Origin of the sequence: Sulfitobacter sp. R86518, assembly GCF_042466275.1 — a bacterium.
Lineage (GTDB): Bacteria > Pseudomonadota > Alphaproteobacteria > Rhodobacterales > Rhodobacteraceae > Sulfitobacter > Sulfitobacter pontiacus.
On record NZ_JAXHCA010000005.1, the window covers coordinates 2,937,414 to 2,952,273 of the forward strand.

Consider the following 14,860-nt stretch of genomic DNA (forward strand, 5'->3'; position numbering starts at 1 on the left):
ACAATACGTGCCGGCCTTTGTTTTCGTTCACCTTTGGGCCCTGCGCTATTTCTCGGGCTGGGGCGCCGGTTTTTCAACCGGATCGGCGGCGCCTGCGGGGGTGTCGTCGATCAGCTCTGCATCCTCGATATCGGCGCGGGTGGCGACAGGCGGCTTGGCATCCGCGCCCGAGTTATCCTCTAGTGCGCCGACGATCAGCGGCAGCATCTGCACACCACCGGGCATGGCGACTTCGGACATGGGCGGGGTTTTCCACGCCAGCGTATCGAAGCTGTGGCAGTTTTCGCAGATCGGCTTCCAGCTCGCGTGGATATGTTGGCAGTTGTCACAAATCCACTGAGGGCCGCGCGATACGGTCAGCGCCCGTGCCAGCCAGCCTTTAACGATGGTATCCGAAGCCCCCTCGCCCCGTTCGATGGCCGCCATCAAGGTGACCGAACGCGCGGTCGGGTCGGTTTCGACCAGATCCCCCAAGGACCGGCGCGCTTGCGGGAAATCTTCGGCGGCGATGTTCAGCTCTGCCAGAAGCATCTTGGTCTCGGGGTGGTCGGGCTGCACGCGGGTCAGCGTGGTAAACCGCTTGAGCCGCTCTTTCGGGGTCTCGTCCGGCTGGATCGCGGCGAAGGCACCGGCCAAATCGGGGTGCGGTTGTACGTCCCACGCTTTTTTCAGCACGCGGGCCGCATATTTCGGTTTGCCCTGATCGATATAACCATGCGCCGCCATCACGGCTGCGGGGATCAAATCGGGGGATAGGCGGTTCGCCTCGATCGCGGCCTCGCGGGCTTCGATGCTGTTGCCTTCGGCAATGACGTCTTTCGCCTCGGACAGGGCGAGCACGGCATCGCGACGTTTATGCACATCACGCGGCATCTGGCCGTTCTTGAGCTTGGTGTTCAGCGTTTGGCGCGCACCGGCCCAATCTTCTTTCTCGGCCTGCAGTTTCAGCAGCACATCACCGGTTTCGGCGTGTTTCGGTTTGATGGCAAAGGCTTTCTCGGCCAGCTTCAGCGCGGTTTCCGTGTCGCCTTCGGCCAGCTTCTGTTTCATGATCCCGCGCACGCCGACAAAACGGGTGCGTTCGTTGGTGACCAGTTTGCGATAGGTCTCTTCTGCCTTGCGACGGTCGCCCGCCATTTCCGCAGCCTGCGCGATCAGCAAATTGGTCAGGTCAGGACGTTCAAGGTATTTATCCGCCTTTGCAGCCTTGGCCATCGCCAAACGCCCTTCGCCGCTGGCCAGCGCCATAAGCCCTTCGGAGAGCGCCTCGTAGCCTTTGCGTTCGCGGTTGCGGTCGAAATAGCGCGACAGCGCGGTTTCGTCGCCGTTCAGGAAATGCCAGACCGCAACCAGCAGCGCAAAGATCTTGAGCATGATCCAGACCGCGACAACCAGCAGGACCACGGCGATCACGGATTGCAGCGGGCCAAAGCTGTATTCGGTGCCCATCACGGTGACCTGCAACCCGCCCGAGCTTTCCAGCAAGAACGATGCGCCCCAGGTGATGGCGGCAATCACCGCAACGAACACAACGATCTTAATCAGTGACCAAAGCATAAATCAGGTTCCTCAGTTCGCCGTCAGGCGTTGTGTCAATGTCTGTACGGCGTCTTGGGCGTCGTGGCGCGCTTGCGCATCAGAGAGCCATTCGGACAGGGGCTCTTGGGCTTCGGGCGGCAGGGCTTTCACCTCTGCCAGCGCATCGGCCAGACGCCCGTCGCGCATTGCGGCTTCGGCGCGGGACAGGATCGCGTCGGGGTCATCCCCATCACGCGGTGCAACCGACCGCGCCCCCAACTGCTGCTTGAAGAAGCCGCCAATGCCGCCCCCGTCCACATCAGGCGAGGCCGCACGTGCCGCGGCAAGCGATGCCCGTGCCGCATCGGGGAAACGGTCCTGAAGATTGGCAGCGGTGACAACGCCCGTCGCCGCCGTATCGGCAAGGGCCGGTGGGACATCCTGAATACCATTGGCTTGCAAATCGGCGATCTCTGCCTCGAAGGGCTGGCCGGTTGTGACGGCAGAGACGATCCGGCCCAAGGCGGATTGCAACGTCGCGGCCTGTGCGGCTTGCGCCGTCGCTTCTTCAACGCTGAGCGCATTATCGAGCAGACGTTGAATTTCATCGCGCTGCGTCTCGACCGAGGATTGCAGCGCTGCCAGTTCCTGTTCAAAGGCTGACGTATCGACGGGGGCCGGAGCCTCTGCCGCGGGGCGGTTGCCCAGATCATCCACACGGGTGGCCAGCTCGGCCACCAGCGCCTGAACCTCTTGCAGGGCGGCGTCATCGGTGGGCGCGGGGGCCGGGTCTGTCTCTTCCAGCGCCTTGATCCGTGCTTCTTGCGCGGCGATCGTGTCGGTCAGGCTAGATTGCGAGGTGTCCGCAGGGCGCAGGCCCGCCTGTTCCAGCAGATCATATTCCGCCACGGCGAAGCCGATCCCGCCCGCGATGATCCCGCCGAACAGCATCGGCCAAAAGACACTACCGCGCTTTTCAGGCTCTGCCACGGGCGTGACGGGGGGCGGCGTCTTGGTCGGCGTGGCCGGTTTCGCCGTTGTGGTCGATGCGGTTGACGTCGCGGGCTTGGACGCAGTTGTTGCCGGTTTATCAGAGGCCGTGTCCGGCTTTACATCTTTCGCGTCGGGCATTGCGTCGGATTTCGCGTCACTTGGCTTCGCCTCAGGTTTGGCAGACGTCGAGGCGGTCGCGGTGGTGGCGGGCGAAGCAGCCTTGGCCGCTGTATCACTGCCCCCCGTTTTCACGGTGGGTGTCGTTGCCTCTTTGGCGTCGCTTGCTTTCGCAGCACCCGATGCTGTGTCGGTGGTTTTCACGCTTTCGGGTTTGGCACTCGCTTTGTCTTCGCTGGCTTTACCTGTCGCGGTTTTATCGGCGCTCGCCGCGCTTGCAGCAGATGTCTGGGCCGCAGGCTTGGGCTTGGCGGTTGATGGCTTCGCCGTTGTCCCAGCCGGTTTTGTCGCGGTGGACGATCCGGTTTTCTTGGCTGTGGTCTTCGGCTTGGCGGCGGCAGCAGACGCCTTTGATGTCGAAGATGTCTTCGGGGTGTCGTCACCTGAACTGGGTGTTTTCGCTTTCGCCACGCTTAAAAACCTTTCCGATTCTGACCTGATATCAGACGTATTGCACAACCTTAGACGGCATCTAGGTCGACCTTCAAGCTAACCTGTTCCAATCCACCGCAGTTTCAAGCGTAAAACGCAGTGACGTGGCGGTTGGTTCAGGGGCGATGAGTATCTGCTGAACCGCTGTGCGGTCCAGCGCCTCGGCCACGGCGGGGCTGAGGGCGATGATGGTGGCCCGCCGCGTGTCATGAGCCTGATCAGCGAATTGCGCGGCGGTGCGCGGGGAAAACAGCGGCACGATCGACGGGCCATCTGCCAGCGCGGCTTGGGCGTCACGCGTCAGAGGTAGCGCCTGCTGGTCATAAAGCACCACAGGGCGTGTCGGCAGACCGGCCTGCGTTAACCGTTCGGCAATATCCCCGCGCTGATGCGTGCCGCGCAGATGCAGCAGGGGCGTTGCGGGGCGATGTGCCTTTATCATCGGAAGCAAATGCGCAGCATCGGGGGCGTGACACGCGACATGCCAGCCCTTGGCCGCAGCCGCCTGCGCCGTCGCCTCGCCCACACAATAGGCCCGCAGGGCGCCGCCCTTCGGGCCATGCGCCACCCCATTGACCGAGGTAAAGATCACCCCGCCGATGCCGCCCAGATCAACAGGCGCTGCGGTCGGTAGGATTTGCAGTAACGGGCTGGTCACCACCCGCACCCGCGACAGCAGCGCATCCGCCAGGCTGGCCGCAAACGTCGCGCAGGCGGGTGCAGGGCGGGTCAGGATCAACGCTGGTTTTGTCATCTGACGCTTGGGCCCCAAGGATTGTTCCACCTGCCCCAAGGTGTTACTTGGCCCCTGTCACCCTTGCAACGGAAACAGCCATGTTACTTCTTGGATTGGAAAGCAGCTGCGATGATACCGCCGCCGCACTGGTGCGTCAGCTGCCGGGGCATCGCGCCCTCGTGCTGTCCTCCGTCGTTGTGGGGCAGACCGAGCTTCATGCCTCTTTCGGCGGTGTCGTCCCCGAAATCGCCGCCCGCGCCCACGCGGAAAAGCTGGACCTTTGTGTCGAAAAGGCGCTGGCCGAGGCCGCGCTGACCTTGGCAGATGTGGACGGTTTCGCCGTGACCGCGGGACCGGGGCTGATCGGTGGCGTGCTGTCAGGCGTGATGTGCGCGAAGGGGCTGTCTGCCGCGACGGGCAAGCCGCTTTATGGCGTGAACCATCTGGCGGGCCATGCGCTGACGCCACGGCTGACCGATGATGTGCCCTATCCCTATCTGATGTTGCTGGTGTCCGGCGGGCACTGTCAGTTCCTGCTGGTGCACGGGCCGGACCGGTTTGAACGCCTGGGCGGCACCATCGACGACGCCCCGGGCGAGGCTTTTGACAAGGTGGCGCGCCTGATCTCACTGCCGCAACCGGGGGGCCCCGCGATTGAACAGGCGGCCAAGGCGGGCGCCCCCAAACGCTTTGCCCTGCCACGCCCGCTGCTGGACCGACCCGATTGCGACATGTCTTTTTCGGGGTTGAAAACGGCGGTGCTGCGCACGCGGGACAAGGTGATCGACGAAAAAGGCGGGTTGAGCGTTCAGGATCAGGCCGATCTGGCTGCCGGGTTCCAGGCTGCCGTTACCGATGTACTGGCAGAAAAGACCCGCCGCGCCTTGCGGAAATATCTGGACCATGCCCCTGATGTGCGCACTCTTTGTGTTGCGGGTGGTGTGGCCGCGAACAAGGCAATAGGCCGCGGGTTAGAGACTGTTGCCGCCGAAGTAGACTGCGCCTTTATCGCGCCGCCGCTGTCGCTGTGCACCGATAATGCCGCGATGATCGCCTTTGCCGCGATCGAGCAAAGCCAGCTGCGCGCGCCTGATGATCTGACCCTGTCGGCCCGTCCGCGTTGGCCGCTGGACACAAGCCAGCCCGCCATGTTGGGCAGCGGCAAAAAAGGAGCGAAAGCATGAGCATTGCCGTTCTGGGGGCCGGTGCCTTTGGCACTGCGTTGGCAATCTCTTTGGCGGGTAAGGGCGCGGTGACGCTATGGGCGCGGGATGCGCAGGGCATGGGGCAAAGCCGCGAAAACACCGCCCGCCTGCCCGGTTGCCCGCTGCCCGAGGGCCTGTTCGTGACCGAGGATCTGGCAGAGGCCGCCAAGGCGCTGACCTTGCTCGCCGCCGTCCCGATGCAAAAGCTGCGCGGATTTCTGCGCGATAACGCTGCCGCATTGGATGGCAAGACCATCGTCGCCTGTTGCAAGGGGATCGAGCTGAACACCGGCCTTGGCCCTGTCGCCGTGATCCGCGAGGTGCTGCCCCATGCGACCGCAGCGATCCTCACGGGGCCAAGCTTTGCCGCGGATATTGCGCGGGGGCTTCCCACGGCGCTGACCCTTGCTTGCGCTGATAAAACCACCTGCGCGACCCTACAACAGAGCCTAACAACAGCAAACCTGCGTCTTTACCGCACCTCTGATACCGTGGGTGCGGAACTGGGGGGCGCGTTGAAAAACGTTGTGGCGATCGCCTGCGGTGCGGCGATCGGGGCCGGTCTGGGCGAAAGCGCCCGCGCCGCCGTAATGACCCGTGGCTTTGCCGAAATGCAGCGGCTTGCCGCGCATCACCACGCGGATCCGGTGACCTTGGCGGGCCTGTCCGGTTTTGGCGATCTGACGCTGACCTGCACCTCGACCCAATCGCGGAACTACCGGCTGGGGCTGGCCCTCGGCCGGGGGGAGCCCTTTGACAGCGCCACCACCGTCGAAGGTGCCGCCACCGCGCGGGCGGTCGATGCGCTGGCCCATGACAACGGGCTGGATCTGCCGATCACCGCCGCCGTTGCAGGTCTGGTCGAGAACCGCTTAGATGTAGCCAGCGCGATGAAAGCGCTTTTGACCCGCCCTTTAAAGGAAGAATAACATGCTGGTTGCCCTTATTGCCAAAGACAAAGCTGGCGCGCTTTCCGTGCGTCAGGAGAACCGCCCCGCCCATGTGGAGTATCTGAAATCCACTGGCGTCGTTGCCCAGGCCGGTCCGCTGCTGGATGATGCCGGCGATATGATCGGGTCTTTGGTCATTCTGGATGTCGCCGACAAAGCCGCGGCTCAGGATTGGGCCGACAATGACCCCTATGCCAAGGCCGGGTTGTTCGCCGATGTGCAGCTGATCCCGTGGAACCGGGTGATCGGGTAATGGCCTACTGGCTGTTCAAATCCGAACCCTCGACCTGGGGCTGGCCGGATCAGGTCGCCAAGGGGGACGCGGGCGAGGAATGGGACGGCGTGCGCAACTATCAGGCGCGCAACTTCATGCGCGAGATGGCGGTTGGCGATCTGGGGTTCTTCTACCATTCGCAAGGCGAGCGCGCGATTGTCGGCATTGTCGAGGTCTGCGCCGCCGCGCATCCCGATAGCTCGACCGAGGATGCACGCTGGGAATGTGTCGATATCAAAGCCGTGCGCCCGTTTGAAAAACCGGTGACGCTGGACGATATCAAGGCCGATGGCCGGTTCGATGATATGCCGCTGGTCAAAAGCCCGCGTCTGTCTGTCCAGCCTGTCACAGCAGAGCAATGGAGCGCGATCTGCGCCCTTGGAAACACCAAACCCTAGAGCCTAATACACGATTTAGGCACACGCTTTGGACATAAAAACGCCCGCTGAACCAAGCGGGCGTTTTCAGTTCGACAGGGTCAGATTTACGCGTAAACGGATTCTTTGCCGAAGTGTTTGGTCAGCATATAGTAGACCACCGCGCGGTATTTGTTCCGCTCGGATTTGCCGTAAGTCTCTACGGCCTTGTGGATACCGTCCATCAACTCGGGGCTATCCGAGAGACCAAGCTTTTTGATGAGGAAGTTGTTCTTGACCAGCTCAAGCTCGCTTTCCTGCGACGCGGCGATGGTCTGCGCATCAGCGTTATAGATCGACGGACCGCAACCGATGGTCACTTTCGTCAGCAGGTCCATATCTGGCGTCATGCCGCATTTCGTTTGCAGATCGTCGGCATATTTCGCGATCCATTCATCTCTTTTGCCCATTCGTGGTCTCCAACCGTTGATTTGACCGATGTTTCCGGCCTTGTTTCAGACCCTAAAGCGGTTTTGACGCGCGCAAAAGAATTTTTTCCCGCCTGCGTTGGTCTGTGCGGTTTTCGGCATGTCTTGATTGCGGGTCGCCCCGCGTCAAACGCTTGTACCGAAGCGGTTTTTCCGCAAAACTACGAGGATGAAGACCGCCCTCGCCACCGCTTTCGCCCTTTGTCTTGCGCCGTTTCCTGGCGTCGCGGGGCCGCTGCCCGACCCTGTTGATCCGGCCAGCTTTGCGCCCGTCGATCTGGACGAGGCGATCCTCGGGCAGTTGCTGTTTTACGATCCGATCCTGTCGGGCAACCGCAATATCGCCTGCGCCACCTGTCACCACCCTGATTTTGCCACCAGCGATGGCGTGTCGCTAGGTCTGGGCGAAGGTGGGGTCGGGCTGGGGCTGGAACGGCGCGGGGATCCCGACAACATGCCGCCCCACCGCATCCCGCGCAATTCGCCTGCGTTATTCAATCTGGGCGCAAGGGAATTCACCGTGCTGTTCCACGATGGCCGGATCGAGGTTGACGCCGAAATGCCGTCCGGTTTCCGCACGCCGCTGGACGACGATATGCTTGACGGTTTTGCGTCTTTGCTCTCGGCGCAAACCATGTTTCCGGTGCTCAGCCCCGACGAGATGGCCGGCCAGAATATGGAGAATGACGTTGCCAAAGCCGTGCGTCAGGGTCTGATCACGGCGCAGGGCGGGGCGTGGGATATTCTGGCGCGACGGGTGGCGGGTCTGCCCGACTACGCGCAGCGGTTCCAATCGGTCTATGATCATATCACCACGCCCGACGACATCGGATTTACCGATATTTCAAACGCGATTGCCGTCTTTGTGGCCCATGAATGGCGGTCCGACAGCTCTGCCTTTGATGCCTATCTGCGCGATCCGTCAGCCGCGCTGGACGCCGATGCGCAAAAGGGCATGGCGCTGTTTTATGGCGCGGCGGGCTGTAGCACCTGCCACGCGGGGGCGTTCCAGACCGACCATAGTTTTCACGCGATGGGGGCACCGCAGCTTGGCCCCGGCAAGGCGGCCGTGTTTGAAACCCACACCCGCGATACGGGGCGTATGGGTGTGACCGGCAATGGGGCCGATGCCTATGCGTTTCGCACGCCATCCCTGCGCAATGTGATGCAGACCGGCCCTTGGGGGCATGCGGGCGGGCACAGCCAGATAGAGAAGTTCTTGCGCGATCATATGGATCCGGCCCGCGCGGCCAAACGCTTTGCTCCCGGCGCGGCTGACAGAAACGGGGTGCGCCTGCCGCCGCTGGACGGGGATGACTGGCGCGAGATGGACGACCCCGCCGCCCGCGATGCCATCACCCAAGCCGCGATGATCCGCGCGCCCAAAGGGCTGAATCCGGGTGATATCGCCGCGTTAGTCTCTTTCTTGCGCAGTCTGGATGACCCGCAGGCGCTGTCGGGACGCTTGGGTATCCCTGACACGGTGCCAAGCGGTCTGGCCGTGGGCGGTGCGCCCTGATCAATCGGGCTGCGTGACCGTGATCTGATCGCCTGCCGTCATGCGCATGGGGTCGCTTTGTGTGCCGTCTGGCCAGCGGACCTGCACCGTTGCTTCTGCAGCGTCGCCGATGCCGAAATGCAGCGGTGCCAGCACCGCCCCCGCATGACCGCCGCCAAGGGTGACTTGCTGGCTTTGCACGGCGTCGCCCTCCGTCACGATCACCCGCGCGCCCACGGCAAAGCGATTGCCGCCCGCGCCCCGCACCGCGATGCGCACAAAGCGGCCTGCCTCGGGCGTCACATTGCGATACATACGCATCGGCGCGCGCCGGTTCACCACGGCAAGATCCAGCAGCCCGTCGCCATCAAAATCCGCTAGTGCCGCCCCCCGTGACCGCGCGATATCGGCCACACCTGCGGTGTCGCCGGCCTCGGTAAAGCGGCCATCCGCCCCTTGGATCAACAGGTTATTCGGATCGCGCATCGCCATGCCGGGCATCTGGTCGACATTGCCCTTGGCGATAAACAGATCGGCGCGGCCATCGTTGTTCACATCGGCGAAACTGGCGTGCCATCCGGTAGACGGGCGGCCATCGCCGGGCACATAGGGGCGCTGCGCATAGGTGCCGATGTCATAGGGCGCGCCGCGATAGCTGCCGTCGGCTTGCGCCACCTGCATCAGCTGGTCCCCCATAGAGGTGAGCATCAGCTCGTCCCGTTGGTCGCCCGTCAGGTCACGGCTGGCGATTCCCATCCCCCAAAGCGAAACTTTGGCCCAGCCGTCCGCTTCGGTCAGGAACCGCTGTTCGGCGATATCCCACATCTGCTCGGCCCCGCCGGAGACGTAATAGTGTCTATCATTGGAGATTCGTAGCGATTTGAGCCCACGCGCATCCTCTGCAGCAAGCATCGACAGGGCGCAATACCCCGGCGACAGCGCGTGCGCGGTATAGCGGGGCGAGGTGCCGCCCTTGGGCGCGAGCAGCGTGTTGCTATCACAGGCGCCAAACGGCCCGTCGGGATTGGCGCGGTCAACATAATGGCCGATAGCAAGCGTGGGAAAGGATGCGCCATCCTCCCACCAGGCGGTGAAGGCGGTGGTCCATTGATCGGTTTGCGGGATGCCCCATGCCTCTGTCACATCGGTGAACTGGCAATCCGCGCCGCCCTGAAGCACGCGGTCCGGCCCGACGCGCATGACATATAGATCAAGCAGCCCGTCACCGTTCATATCGACAGGATAGGCCCCCGTGGCACCCGTAATCTCGGGGTCGATCACAGCCCGTTCAAAGGCGATTTCCCCCGTGTCAGAGACGTTTTTGAGCAACAATAGCGGTGCAGTGCCACCTGCGGCCACCAGATCGGGCAGCCCGTCGCCCGAACAGTCAAACGCCGACACACCGCCGCCGACAAAATGTTCCCACCCGCCGGTATAATGGTGGTCCGGCAGGCCCGCGCTGATGTCCTGAAACAACGGATCGGCTTGGGCAGCAGAGGCAAAGACACAGGCTGCCGCCAGCAAACGATGGATCACGCAGCATTCTCCCCCAGCAGGGCGTCGGTCACATCGGACAAGGCCAGTGCGGCGGCCCCTTTCGCCCAGACGGACCCGCCCCAAGCGTGGATATCGACAGGGGTCGGCGCGCGGCCTGCGGGTAGGATCATAGAGTTCATCTCGCTTAGCACATCGTCAACGTTCAGATAGTCATAGCGCATCCGTTCGCCGCTGAGAATGATCCGTTCGGGGTCAAACAACTGCACGATATTGGCAAGCCCGACGCTCAGGAACCGTCCGGCACGGTTAAAGATCGCCAGCGCGGCTTCGTTGCCCGCGTTCGCCTCGTCATACAGGGTTTCGATCATCGACACGGCAGAGCTTTCGGCGCGCGGGTCGCGTTCAAACGCGGTGCCTGCCTCGCGGATAATGGCGTAATCGGCGACATAGGCCTCAAGACAGCCGCGCTGCCCGCAACGGCACAGGGCACCGTCCAACTGCACCTTGGTGTGGCCCAGTTCCATCCCCGGGCCAAGGGCACCGCGGAACAGCCGGTTGTTCAGCACCAGCCCCATGCCGACGCCGCGTTCAATGGTCACCACGGCAAAGTTGGAAATCCCCCGACCGGCCCCGAACCACAGCTCGGCCAGCGTCAGCAGGTTGGTGTCATTGTCCAAAGACACAGGCAGCCCCAGCGTTTTCGACAGCAGATCGCGGAGCGGCATGTCTGTGTCCAGCATCACCGGCGACCATTTCACGATCCCGAGGCTCGCATCCACCAGCCCGGGCAAGCCGATTCCCACCGCGCTGATGTCGGACATCACGCGCCCCGATTTCTGCAACAGCCTGTCCATGAGGGAACTGACTTCGGTCAACATATCCTCGGTAGACTGCCGCAGCGACGCACTGGCGACATGGGCCTCGGCGATGATCGTGCCGGCAAGATCCAGCAAAACCGCGGTATGGCGTTCGTCCGACAGCTTCATGCCCACGACGAAACGGCTTTGCGGGGCGACCCGCAGGGCAATGGGCGGGCGGCCACGGCTGGGGCCGCGCTGGCTGTCCTCTACCTCTTGCAGCAGACCGCGCGCGATCAGATCAGAGGTGATGGTGGTCACCGACCCGGGGCTGATGTTGAGCTTGCGCGCCACATCCATGCGCGGCATCTGCCCGTTCGCACGGACCTGTTCAAACACCTGTTGGCGCAGCGGGCGTGTATCATCCTGCGGCAAGGCCAGCAGCGGGCCACAGCCTGAAGAGACAAGTTTTGACCCCTCCGACCCAAGGTCGCGAATTAGTTCGCTCGCCAAACTTTATCCTCCCGATGTAATTTGAAATTCCCCTGCAACAGGTTAATCCCTCTGTCTCCCACAGGAAATAAGCCGTGTTTTGCCGATCTGTGTCAAATTCTTTGTGTCATAATGTAAAATTTATTTTGACAACTGAATTAAAGTGCGCAACCTCATACTACGACGTCACCGATGCCACCAAGGACATCGGATCATTTCATCTGGGAGGAAAGAAATGCGTAAACTCTTTATGGCAGCGGCCGTCGCCACTGCTGGCTTCACTCAGACCGCAGCAGCCGAGGATATCACCGTCGGCGTGAGCTGGTCGAACTTCCAAGAAGAGCGCTGGAAAACAGACGAGGCCGCGATCAAGGCCGCGCTGGACGCTGCCGGTGCGAAATATGTCAGCGCCGATGCGCAATCGTCGTCGGCCAAGCAGTTGTCGGATGTGGAAAGTCTGATCGCCCAAGGCGTTGATGCGCTGATCATCCTTGCCCAAGACAGCCAGGCCATCGGCCCCGCAATCACCGCAGCCGCGGACGAAGGTATTCCGGTTGTGGGCTATGACCGCCTGATCGAGGACCCCCGCGCCTTTTACCTGACCTTCGACAACGTCGAGGTGGGCCGTATGCAAGCGCGTGCAGTGCTGGAAGCGATGCCAAAGGGCAACTATGTGATGATCAAGGGCTCGCCCACCGATCCGAACGCCGACTTCCTGCGCGGCGGCCAGCAAGAAGTGCTGCAATCCGCGATTGATGCGGGCGATATCACCATCGTTGCCGAAGCCTATACCGACGGCTGGCTGCCCGCCAACGCACAGCGCAACATGGAGCAGATCCTGACCGCGCAAGACAACAACGTTGATGCGGTTGTTGCCTCCAATGACGGGACAGCAGGCGGCGCCGTTGCCGCGCTGACCGCGCAAGGCATGGAAGGCACGCCCGTGTCCGGCCAGGACGGCGACCACGCCGCGCTGAACCGTGTTGCCAAGGGCACGCAGACCGTCAGCGTCTGGAAAGACGCCCGTGATCTGGGCAAGAACGCTGCCGAAATCGCTGTTGCCCTTGCCGGCGGCACCGAGATGGCAGACGTGGACGGCGCGCAGGAATGGACATCGCCTGCGGGCACAGCCCTGTCGGCCAAGTTTCTGGCCCCCGTGCCTGTCACCATCGACAACCTGAACGCGGTTCTGGACGCAGGCTGGATTTCGAAAGAAGCCCTGTGCCAAGGCGTGACAGACGTCGCGGCCTGTAACTAAGACCAGAATGCACACCCCGCCCCCTGATGCGGGGTGTGCCACCCGTTTGCTTCAGCCCGGCTGCCGCGCTTTGCGGCCCCGCTGATTGACATTGCGACCCAATCCGGAAGCCAATCACATGACAGATACGACCACCGAAACCGGGGCAGATGTACATCCGTCGCCGACAGCGCCCAAGCGCTCTTTTCTTAGCCAGCTCGAAATCGATACCCGTCTGTTAGGGATGATCGGTGCGTTCATTCTGGTCTGCCTCGTGTTCAACGTGCTGACCGACGGGCGCTTTCTGACGCCGCGCAATATTTTCAACCTCACGATCCAGACGGTCAGCGTTGCCATTATGGCGACCGGTATGGTCTTCGTGATCGTGACCCGTCACATCGACCTGTCGGTCGGCGCGATGCTGGCCACCTGCTCTGCCGCGATGGCGATGACCCAGACCGATATCCTGCCGCGTATGCTGGGCATGGGGTTGGGGCATCCGATGATCCCCTGGATCGCCATCGTCGTCGGCCTGCTGTTTGGCACCATCATCGGCGCGTTTCAGGGCTGGCTGATCGGGTTCCTCACGATCCCCGCCTTCATCGTGACCCTTGGCGGGCTGCTGATCTGGCGCAACGTGGCGTGGTATATGACCGACGGTCAAACCATCGGGCCACTGGATGAAACCTTCCGCAAGTTCGGCGGCATCAACGGGACCTTGGGCGAGACATGGTCTTGGGTCGTCGGGCTGATCGCCGTGGTTCTGGCGCTTTGGGCGCTGTGGTCGTCACGGCGCAACAAGGTCACCCACGGGTTTCACGTGAAACCGGTTTGGGCCGAGGTGCTGGTGGGTCTGATCATCGCCGTGGGCATTCTGGGCTTTGTCGCCATCCTGAACGCCTACGAGGTTCCGACCGCGCGTCTGATGCGCGAGTTCAAGGCCCGTGGCGATGTGATGCCCGAAGGCTATACCGCGTCTTACGGTATCCCCTATTCGGTGTTGCTGCTGATCGCGCTGGCGATTGGCATGACCGTGATGGCCAAACGCACGCGGCTGGGGCGCTATATCTTTGCCACGGGCGGTAACCCCGACGCGGCAGAGCTGTCGGGCATCAACACCCGTCTGCTGACGGTCAAGGTCTTTGCCCTGATGGGGGCCTTGGTGGCGCTGTCCGCGGTTGTTGCCTCTGCCCGTTTGACCAACCACTCGAACGACATCGGCACTTTGGACGAACTGCGTGTCATCGCGGCGGCTGTCATTGGCGGTACGGCTCTGGCGGGCGGTATAGGGACGATCCACGGGGCCATTCTGGGTGCCTTGATCATGCAATCGCTGCAATCGGGCATGGCTATGGTGGGCGTTGACGCACCGCTGCAAAACATCGTCGTCGGTGCGGTTCTTGTCTTCGCCGTCTGGATCGACATCGTCTATCGCCGCCGTATGGGAGGGAAATCATGACACCGCTTGTAGAGCTCAAGAATATCTCGCTGTCCTTCGGGGGGGTGCGTGCCGTCGACAACGTGTCGCTGGACCTGTATCCGGGCGAGGTCGTCGGCCTGTTGGGGCACAATGGTGCGGGGAAATCCACGCTGATCAAGATCCTTGCCGGTGCCTATCAGATGGACGAGGGCGAAATCTGGATCGAGGGCAAGAAAGCCAGCATCCATTCGCCCCGTGACGCCCGCCGCCACAACATCGAGACCATCTACCAGACACTGGCGCTGGCCGACAACCTTGATGCGCCCAGCAACCTGTTTCTGGGCCGCGAACTGACCAATAAATTCGGCCTCGTGGATGATGCGCGGATGGAGGCAGAGACCCGCAAGATCATGGCGCGTCTCAACCCCAACTTTAAGAAGATAAGCGAGCCTGTCTCGGCGCTTTCGGGCGGTCAACGGCAATCGGTTGCGATCGCCCGCGCGGTCTATTTCAACGCCAAGATCCTGATCATGGACGAACCGACCGCCGCCCTTGGGGTGCATGAAAGCAAGATGGTTGCCGATCTGATCAAAGAGCTGAAGGCCCAAGGGCTTGGCATCTTCCTGATCAGCCACGACACCCGCGAGATGCTTGAGCTCTGCGACCGTGTGTCGGTGATGAAAAACGGCGCGCTGATCGGCACCGAAAAGGTCGGCGACGTGACCGAGGATGACATCCTGAGCATGATCATCATGGGCAAGGCGCGCGACGCCGCATAGGCGCTGACAAA

Annotated in this window: 15 protein-coding genes; 9 read left to right on the forward strand and 6 right to left on the reverse strand. The window is 62.3% G+C overall.

Annotated features, from left to right (window positions below; genetic code table 11):
- Positions 1–45: 45 nt before the first annotated feature.
- Together SJY36_RS15410 and SJY36_RS15415 are read right to left on the reverse strand one after the other, a co-directional pair.
- The gene (locus SJY36_RS15410; RefSeq protein ID WP_386176269.1) at positions 46–1,557 is read right to left on the reverse strand and encodes a heme biosynthesis protein HemY; all 1,512 of its coding nucleotides are present in this window, start codon (positions 1,555–1,557) and stop codon (positions 46–48) included.
- 12 nt (positions 1,558–1,569) lie between these two features.
- Positions 1,570–2,469: a COG4223 family protein gene (locus SJY36_RS15415; protein WP_386176271.1), complete on the reverse strand. Its 900-nt coding sequence runs from the start codon at positions 2,467–2,469 to the stop codon at positions 1,570–1,572.
- Between SJY36_RS15415 and SJY36_RS15420 the strand changes: the two genes are divergently transcribed.
- On the forward strand, positions 2,450–3,181 hold the full coding sequence (locus SJY36_RS15420) for a hypothetical protein (protein WP_386176273.1): 732 nt from the start codon (positions 2,450–2,452) through the stop codon (positions 3,179–3,181). The genes SJY36_RS15415 and SJY36_RS15420 overlap by 20 nt on opposite strands.
- Here SJY36_RS15420 and SJY36_RS15425 read toward each other — a convergent pair.
- Positions 3,173–3,874 (reverse strand): uroporphyrinogen-III synthase, encoded by a 702-nt coding sequence (locus tag SJY36_RS15425; protein ID WP_386176275.1) that lies wholly within the window; start codon positions 3,872–3,874, stop codon positions 3,173–3,175. The two genes, SJY36_RS15420 and SJY36_RS15425, sit on opposite strands and share 9 nt — an antisense overlap.
- 80 nt (positions 3,875–3,954) lie before the next feature.
- On the opposite strand from SJY36_RS15425, the gene tsaD reads away from it, so the two are divergent.
- From tsaD to SJY36_RS15445, 4 genes are read left to right on the forward strand one after another with little or no spacing between them, the layout of a single operon-like run.
- Positions 3,955–5,040, forward strand: coding sequence for a tRNA (adenosine(37)-N6)-threonylcarbamoyltransferase complex transferase subunit TsaD (gene tsaD / locus SJY36_RS15430; RefSeq protein ID WP_386176277.1), 1,086 nt, complete (start codon positions 3,955–3,957; stop codon positions 5,038–5,040).
- Positions 5,037–5,990, forward strand: a complete 954-nt coding sequence (locus SJY36_RS15435) for an NAD(P)H-dependent glycerol-3-phosphate dehydrogenase (RefSeq protein WP_386176279.1) — start codon at positions 5,037–5,039, stop codon at positions 5,988–5,990. Before tsaD ends, SJY36_RS15435 begins: the two co-directional genes overlap by 4 nt.
- Position 5,991: 1 nt before the next feature.
- Positions 5,992–6,264 carry a YciI family protein gene (locus SJY36_RS15440; protein WP_005850688.1) on the forward strand — a complete coding sequence of 91 codons (273 nt, stop codon included), beginning with the start codon at positions 5,992–5,994 and terminating at the stop codon, positions 6,262–6,264.
- Entirely contained in the window at positions 6,264–6,683 is a 420-nt protein-coding gene (locus tag SJY36_RS15445) for an EVE domain-containing protein (protein WP_037942475.1), read from the forward strand. The genes SJY36_RS15440 and SJY36_RS15445 overlap by 1 nt, the downstream gene beginning before the upstream one ends.
- 86 nt (positions 6,684–6,769) lie before the next feature.
- On the opposite strand, the gene SJY36_RS15450 is transcribed toward SJY36_RS15445, so the two are convergent.
- The gene (locus SJY36_RS15450) at positions 6,770–7,111 is read right to left on the reverse strand and encodes a DUF2853 family protein (RefSeq protein WP_005850691.1); all 342 of its coding nucleotides are present in this window, start codon (positions 7,109–7,111) and stop codon (positions 6,770–6,772) included.
- 187 nt (positions 7,112–7,298) lie between these two features.
- Between SJY36_RS15450 and SJY36_RS15455 the strand changes: the two genes are divergently transcribed.
- The gene (locus SJY36_RS15455) at positions 7,299–8,648 is read left to right on the forward strand and encodes a cytochrome-c peroxidase (protein WP_386176282.1); all 1,350 of its coding nucleotides are present in this window, start codon (positions 7,299–7,301) and stop codon (positions 8,646–8,648) included.
- On the opposite strand, the gene SJY36_RS15460 is transcribed toward SJY36_RS15455, so the two are convergent.
- The gene (locus tag SJY36_RS15460; RefSeq protein ID WP_386176284.1) at positions 8,649–10,163 is read right to left on the reverse strand and encodes a CRTAC1 family protein; all 1,515 of its coding nucleotides are present in this window, start codon (positions 10,161–10,163) and stop codon (positions 8,649–8,651) included.
- Positions 10,160–11,320, reverse strand: a complete 1,161-nt coding sequence (locus SJY36_RS15465; RefSeq protein ID WP_386176510.1) for an ROK family protein — start codon at positions 11,318–11,320, stop codon at positions 10,160–10,162. Before SJY36_RS15465 ends, SJY36_RS15460 begins: the two co-directional genes overlap by 4 nt.
- A gap of 328 nt (positions 11,321–11,648) precedes the next feature.
- Between SJY36_RS15465 and xylF the strand changes: the two genes are divergently transcribed.
- The 3 genes from xylF (at position 11,649) to SJY36_RS15480 (ending at position 14,849) form a co-directional block, all read left to right on the forward strand.
- On the forward strand, positions 11,649–12,671 hold the full coding sequence (gene xylF, locus SJY36_RS15470; RefSeq protein WP_037942471.1) for a D-xylose ABC transporter substrate-binding protein: 1,023 nt from the start codon (positions 11,649–11,651) through the stop codon (positions 12,669–12,671).
- 118 nt (positions 12,672–12,789) lie between these two features.
- Positions 12,790–14,109 carry a sugar ABC transporter permease gene (locus tag SJY36_RS15475; RefSeq protein WP_037942469.1) on the forward strand — a complete coding sequence of 440 codons (1,320 nt, stop codon included), beginning with the start codon at positions 12,790–12,792 and terminating at the stop codon, positions 14,107–14,109.
- Positions 14,106–14,849 carry an ATP-binding cassette domain-containing protein gene (locus SJY36_RS15480; RefSeq protein ID WP_005850705.1) on the forward strand — a complete coding sequence of 248 codons (744 nt, stop codon included), beginning with the start codon at positions 14,106–14,108 and terminating at the stop codon, positions 14,847–14,849. The genes SJY36_RS15475 and SJY36_RS15480 overlap by 4 nt, the downstream gene beginning before the upstream one ends.
- Positions 14,850–14,860 lie beyond the last annotated feature (11 nt).

Excerpts from the sequence above, each read along its gene's own strand:
- SJY36_RS15410 (WP_386176269.1), bottom strand. The coding sequence starts at position 1,557 with ATGCTTTGGTCACTGATTAAGATCGTTGTGTTCGTTGCGGTGATTGCC.
- SJY36_RS15420 (WP_386176273.1), top strand. The coding sequence starts at position 2,450 with ATGATCCCGCCGAACAGCATCGGCCAAAAGACACTACCGCGCTTTTCA.
- SJY36_RS15415 (WP_386176271.1), bottom strand. The coding sequence starts at position 2,469 with ATGCTGTTCGGCGGGATCATCGCGGGCGGGATCGGCTTCGCCGTGGCG.
- SJY36_RS15425 (WP_386176275.1), bottom strand. The coding sequence starts at position 3,874 with ATGACAAAACCAGCGTTGATCCTGACCCGCCCTGCACCCGCCTGCGCG.
- tsaD (WP_386176277.1), top strand. The coding sequence starts at position 3,955 with ATGTTACTTCTTGGATTGGAAAGCAGCTGCGATGATACCGCCGCCGCA.
- SJY36_RS15435 (WP_386176279.1), top strand. The coding sequence starts at position 5,037 with ATGAGCATTGCCGTTCTGGGGGCCGGTGCCTTTGGCACTGCGTTGGCA.
- SJY36_RS15440 (WP_005850688.1), top strand. The coding sequence starts at position 5,992 with ATGCTGGTTGCCCTTATTGCCAAAGACAAAGCTGGCGCGCTTTCCGTG.
- SJY36_RS15445 (WP_037942475.1), top strand. The coding sequence starts at position 6,264 with ATGGCCTACTGGCTGTTCAAATCCGAACCCTCGACCTGGGGCTGGCCG.
- SJY36_RS15450 (WP_005850691.1), bottom strand. The coding sequence starts at position 7,111 with ATGGGCAAAAGAGATGAATGGATCGCGAAATATGCCGACGATCTGCAA.
- SJY36_RS15455 (WP_386176282.1), top strand. The coding sequence starts at position 7,299 with ATGAAGACCGCCCTCGCCACCGCTTTCGCCCTTTGTCTTGCGCCGTTT.
- xylF (WP_037942471.1), top strand. The coding sequence starts at position 11,649 with ATGCGTAAACTCTTTATGGCAGCGGCCGTCGCCACTGCTGGCTTCACT.
- SJY36_RS15475 (WP_037942469.1), top strand. The coding sequence starts at position 12,790 with ATGACAGATACGACCACCGAAACCGGGGCAGATGTACATCCGTCGCCG.
- SJY36_RS15480 (WP_005850705.1), top strand. The coding sequence starts at position 14,106 with ATGACACCGCTTGTAGAGCTCAAGAATATCTCGCTGTCCTTCGGGGGG.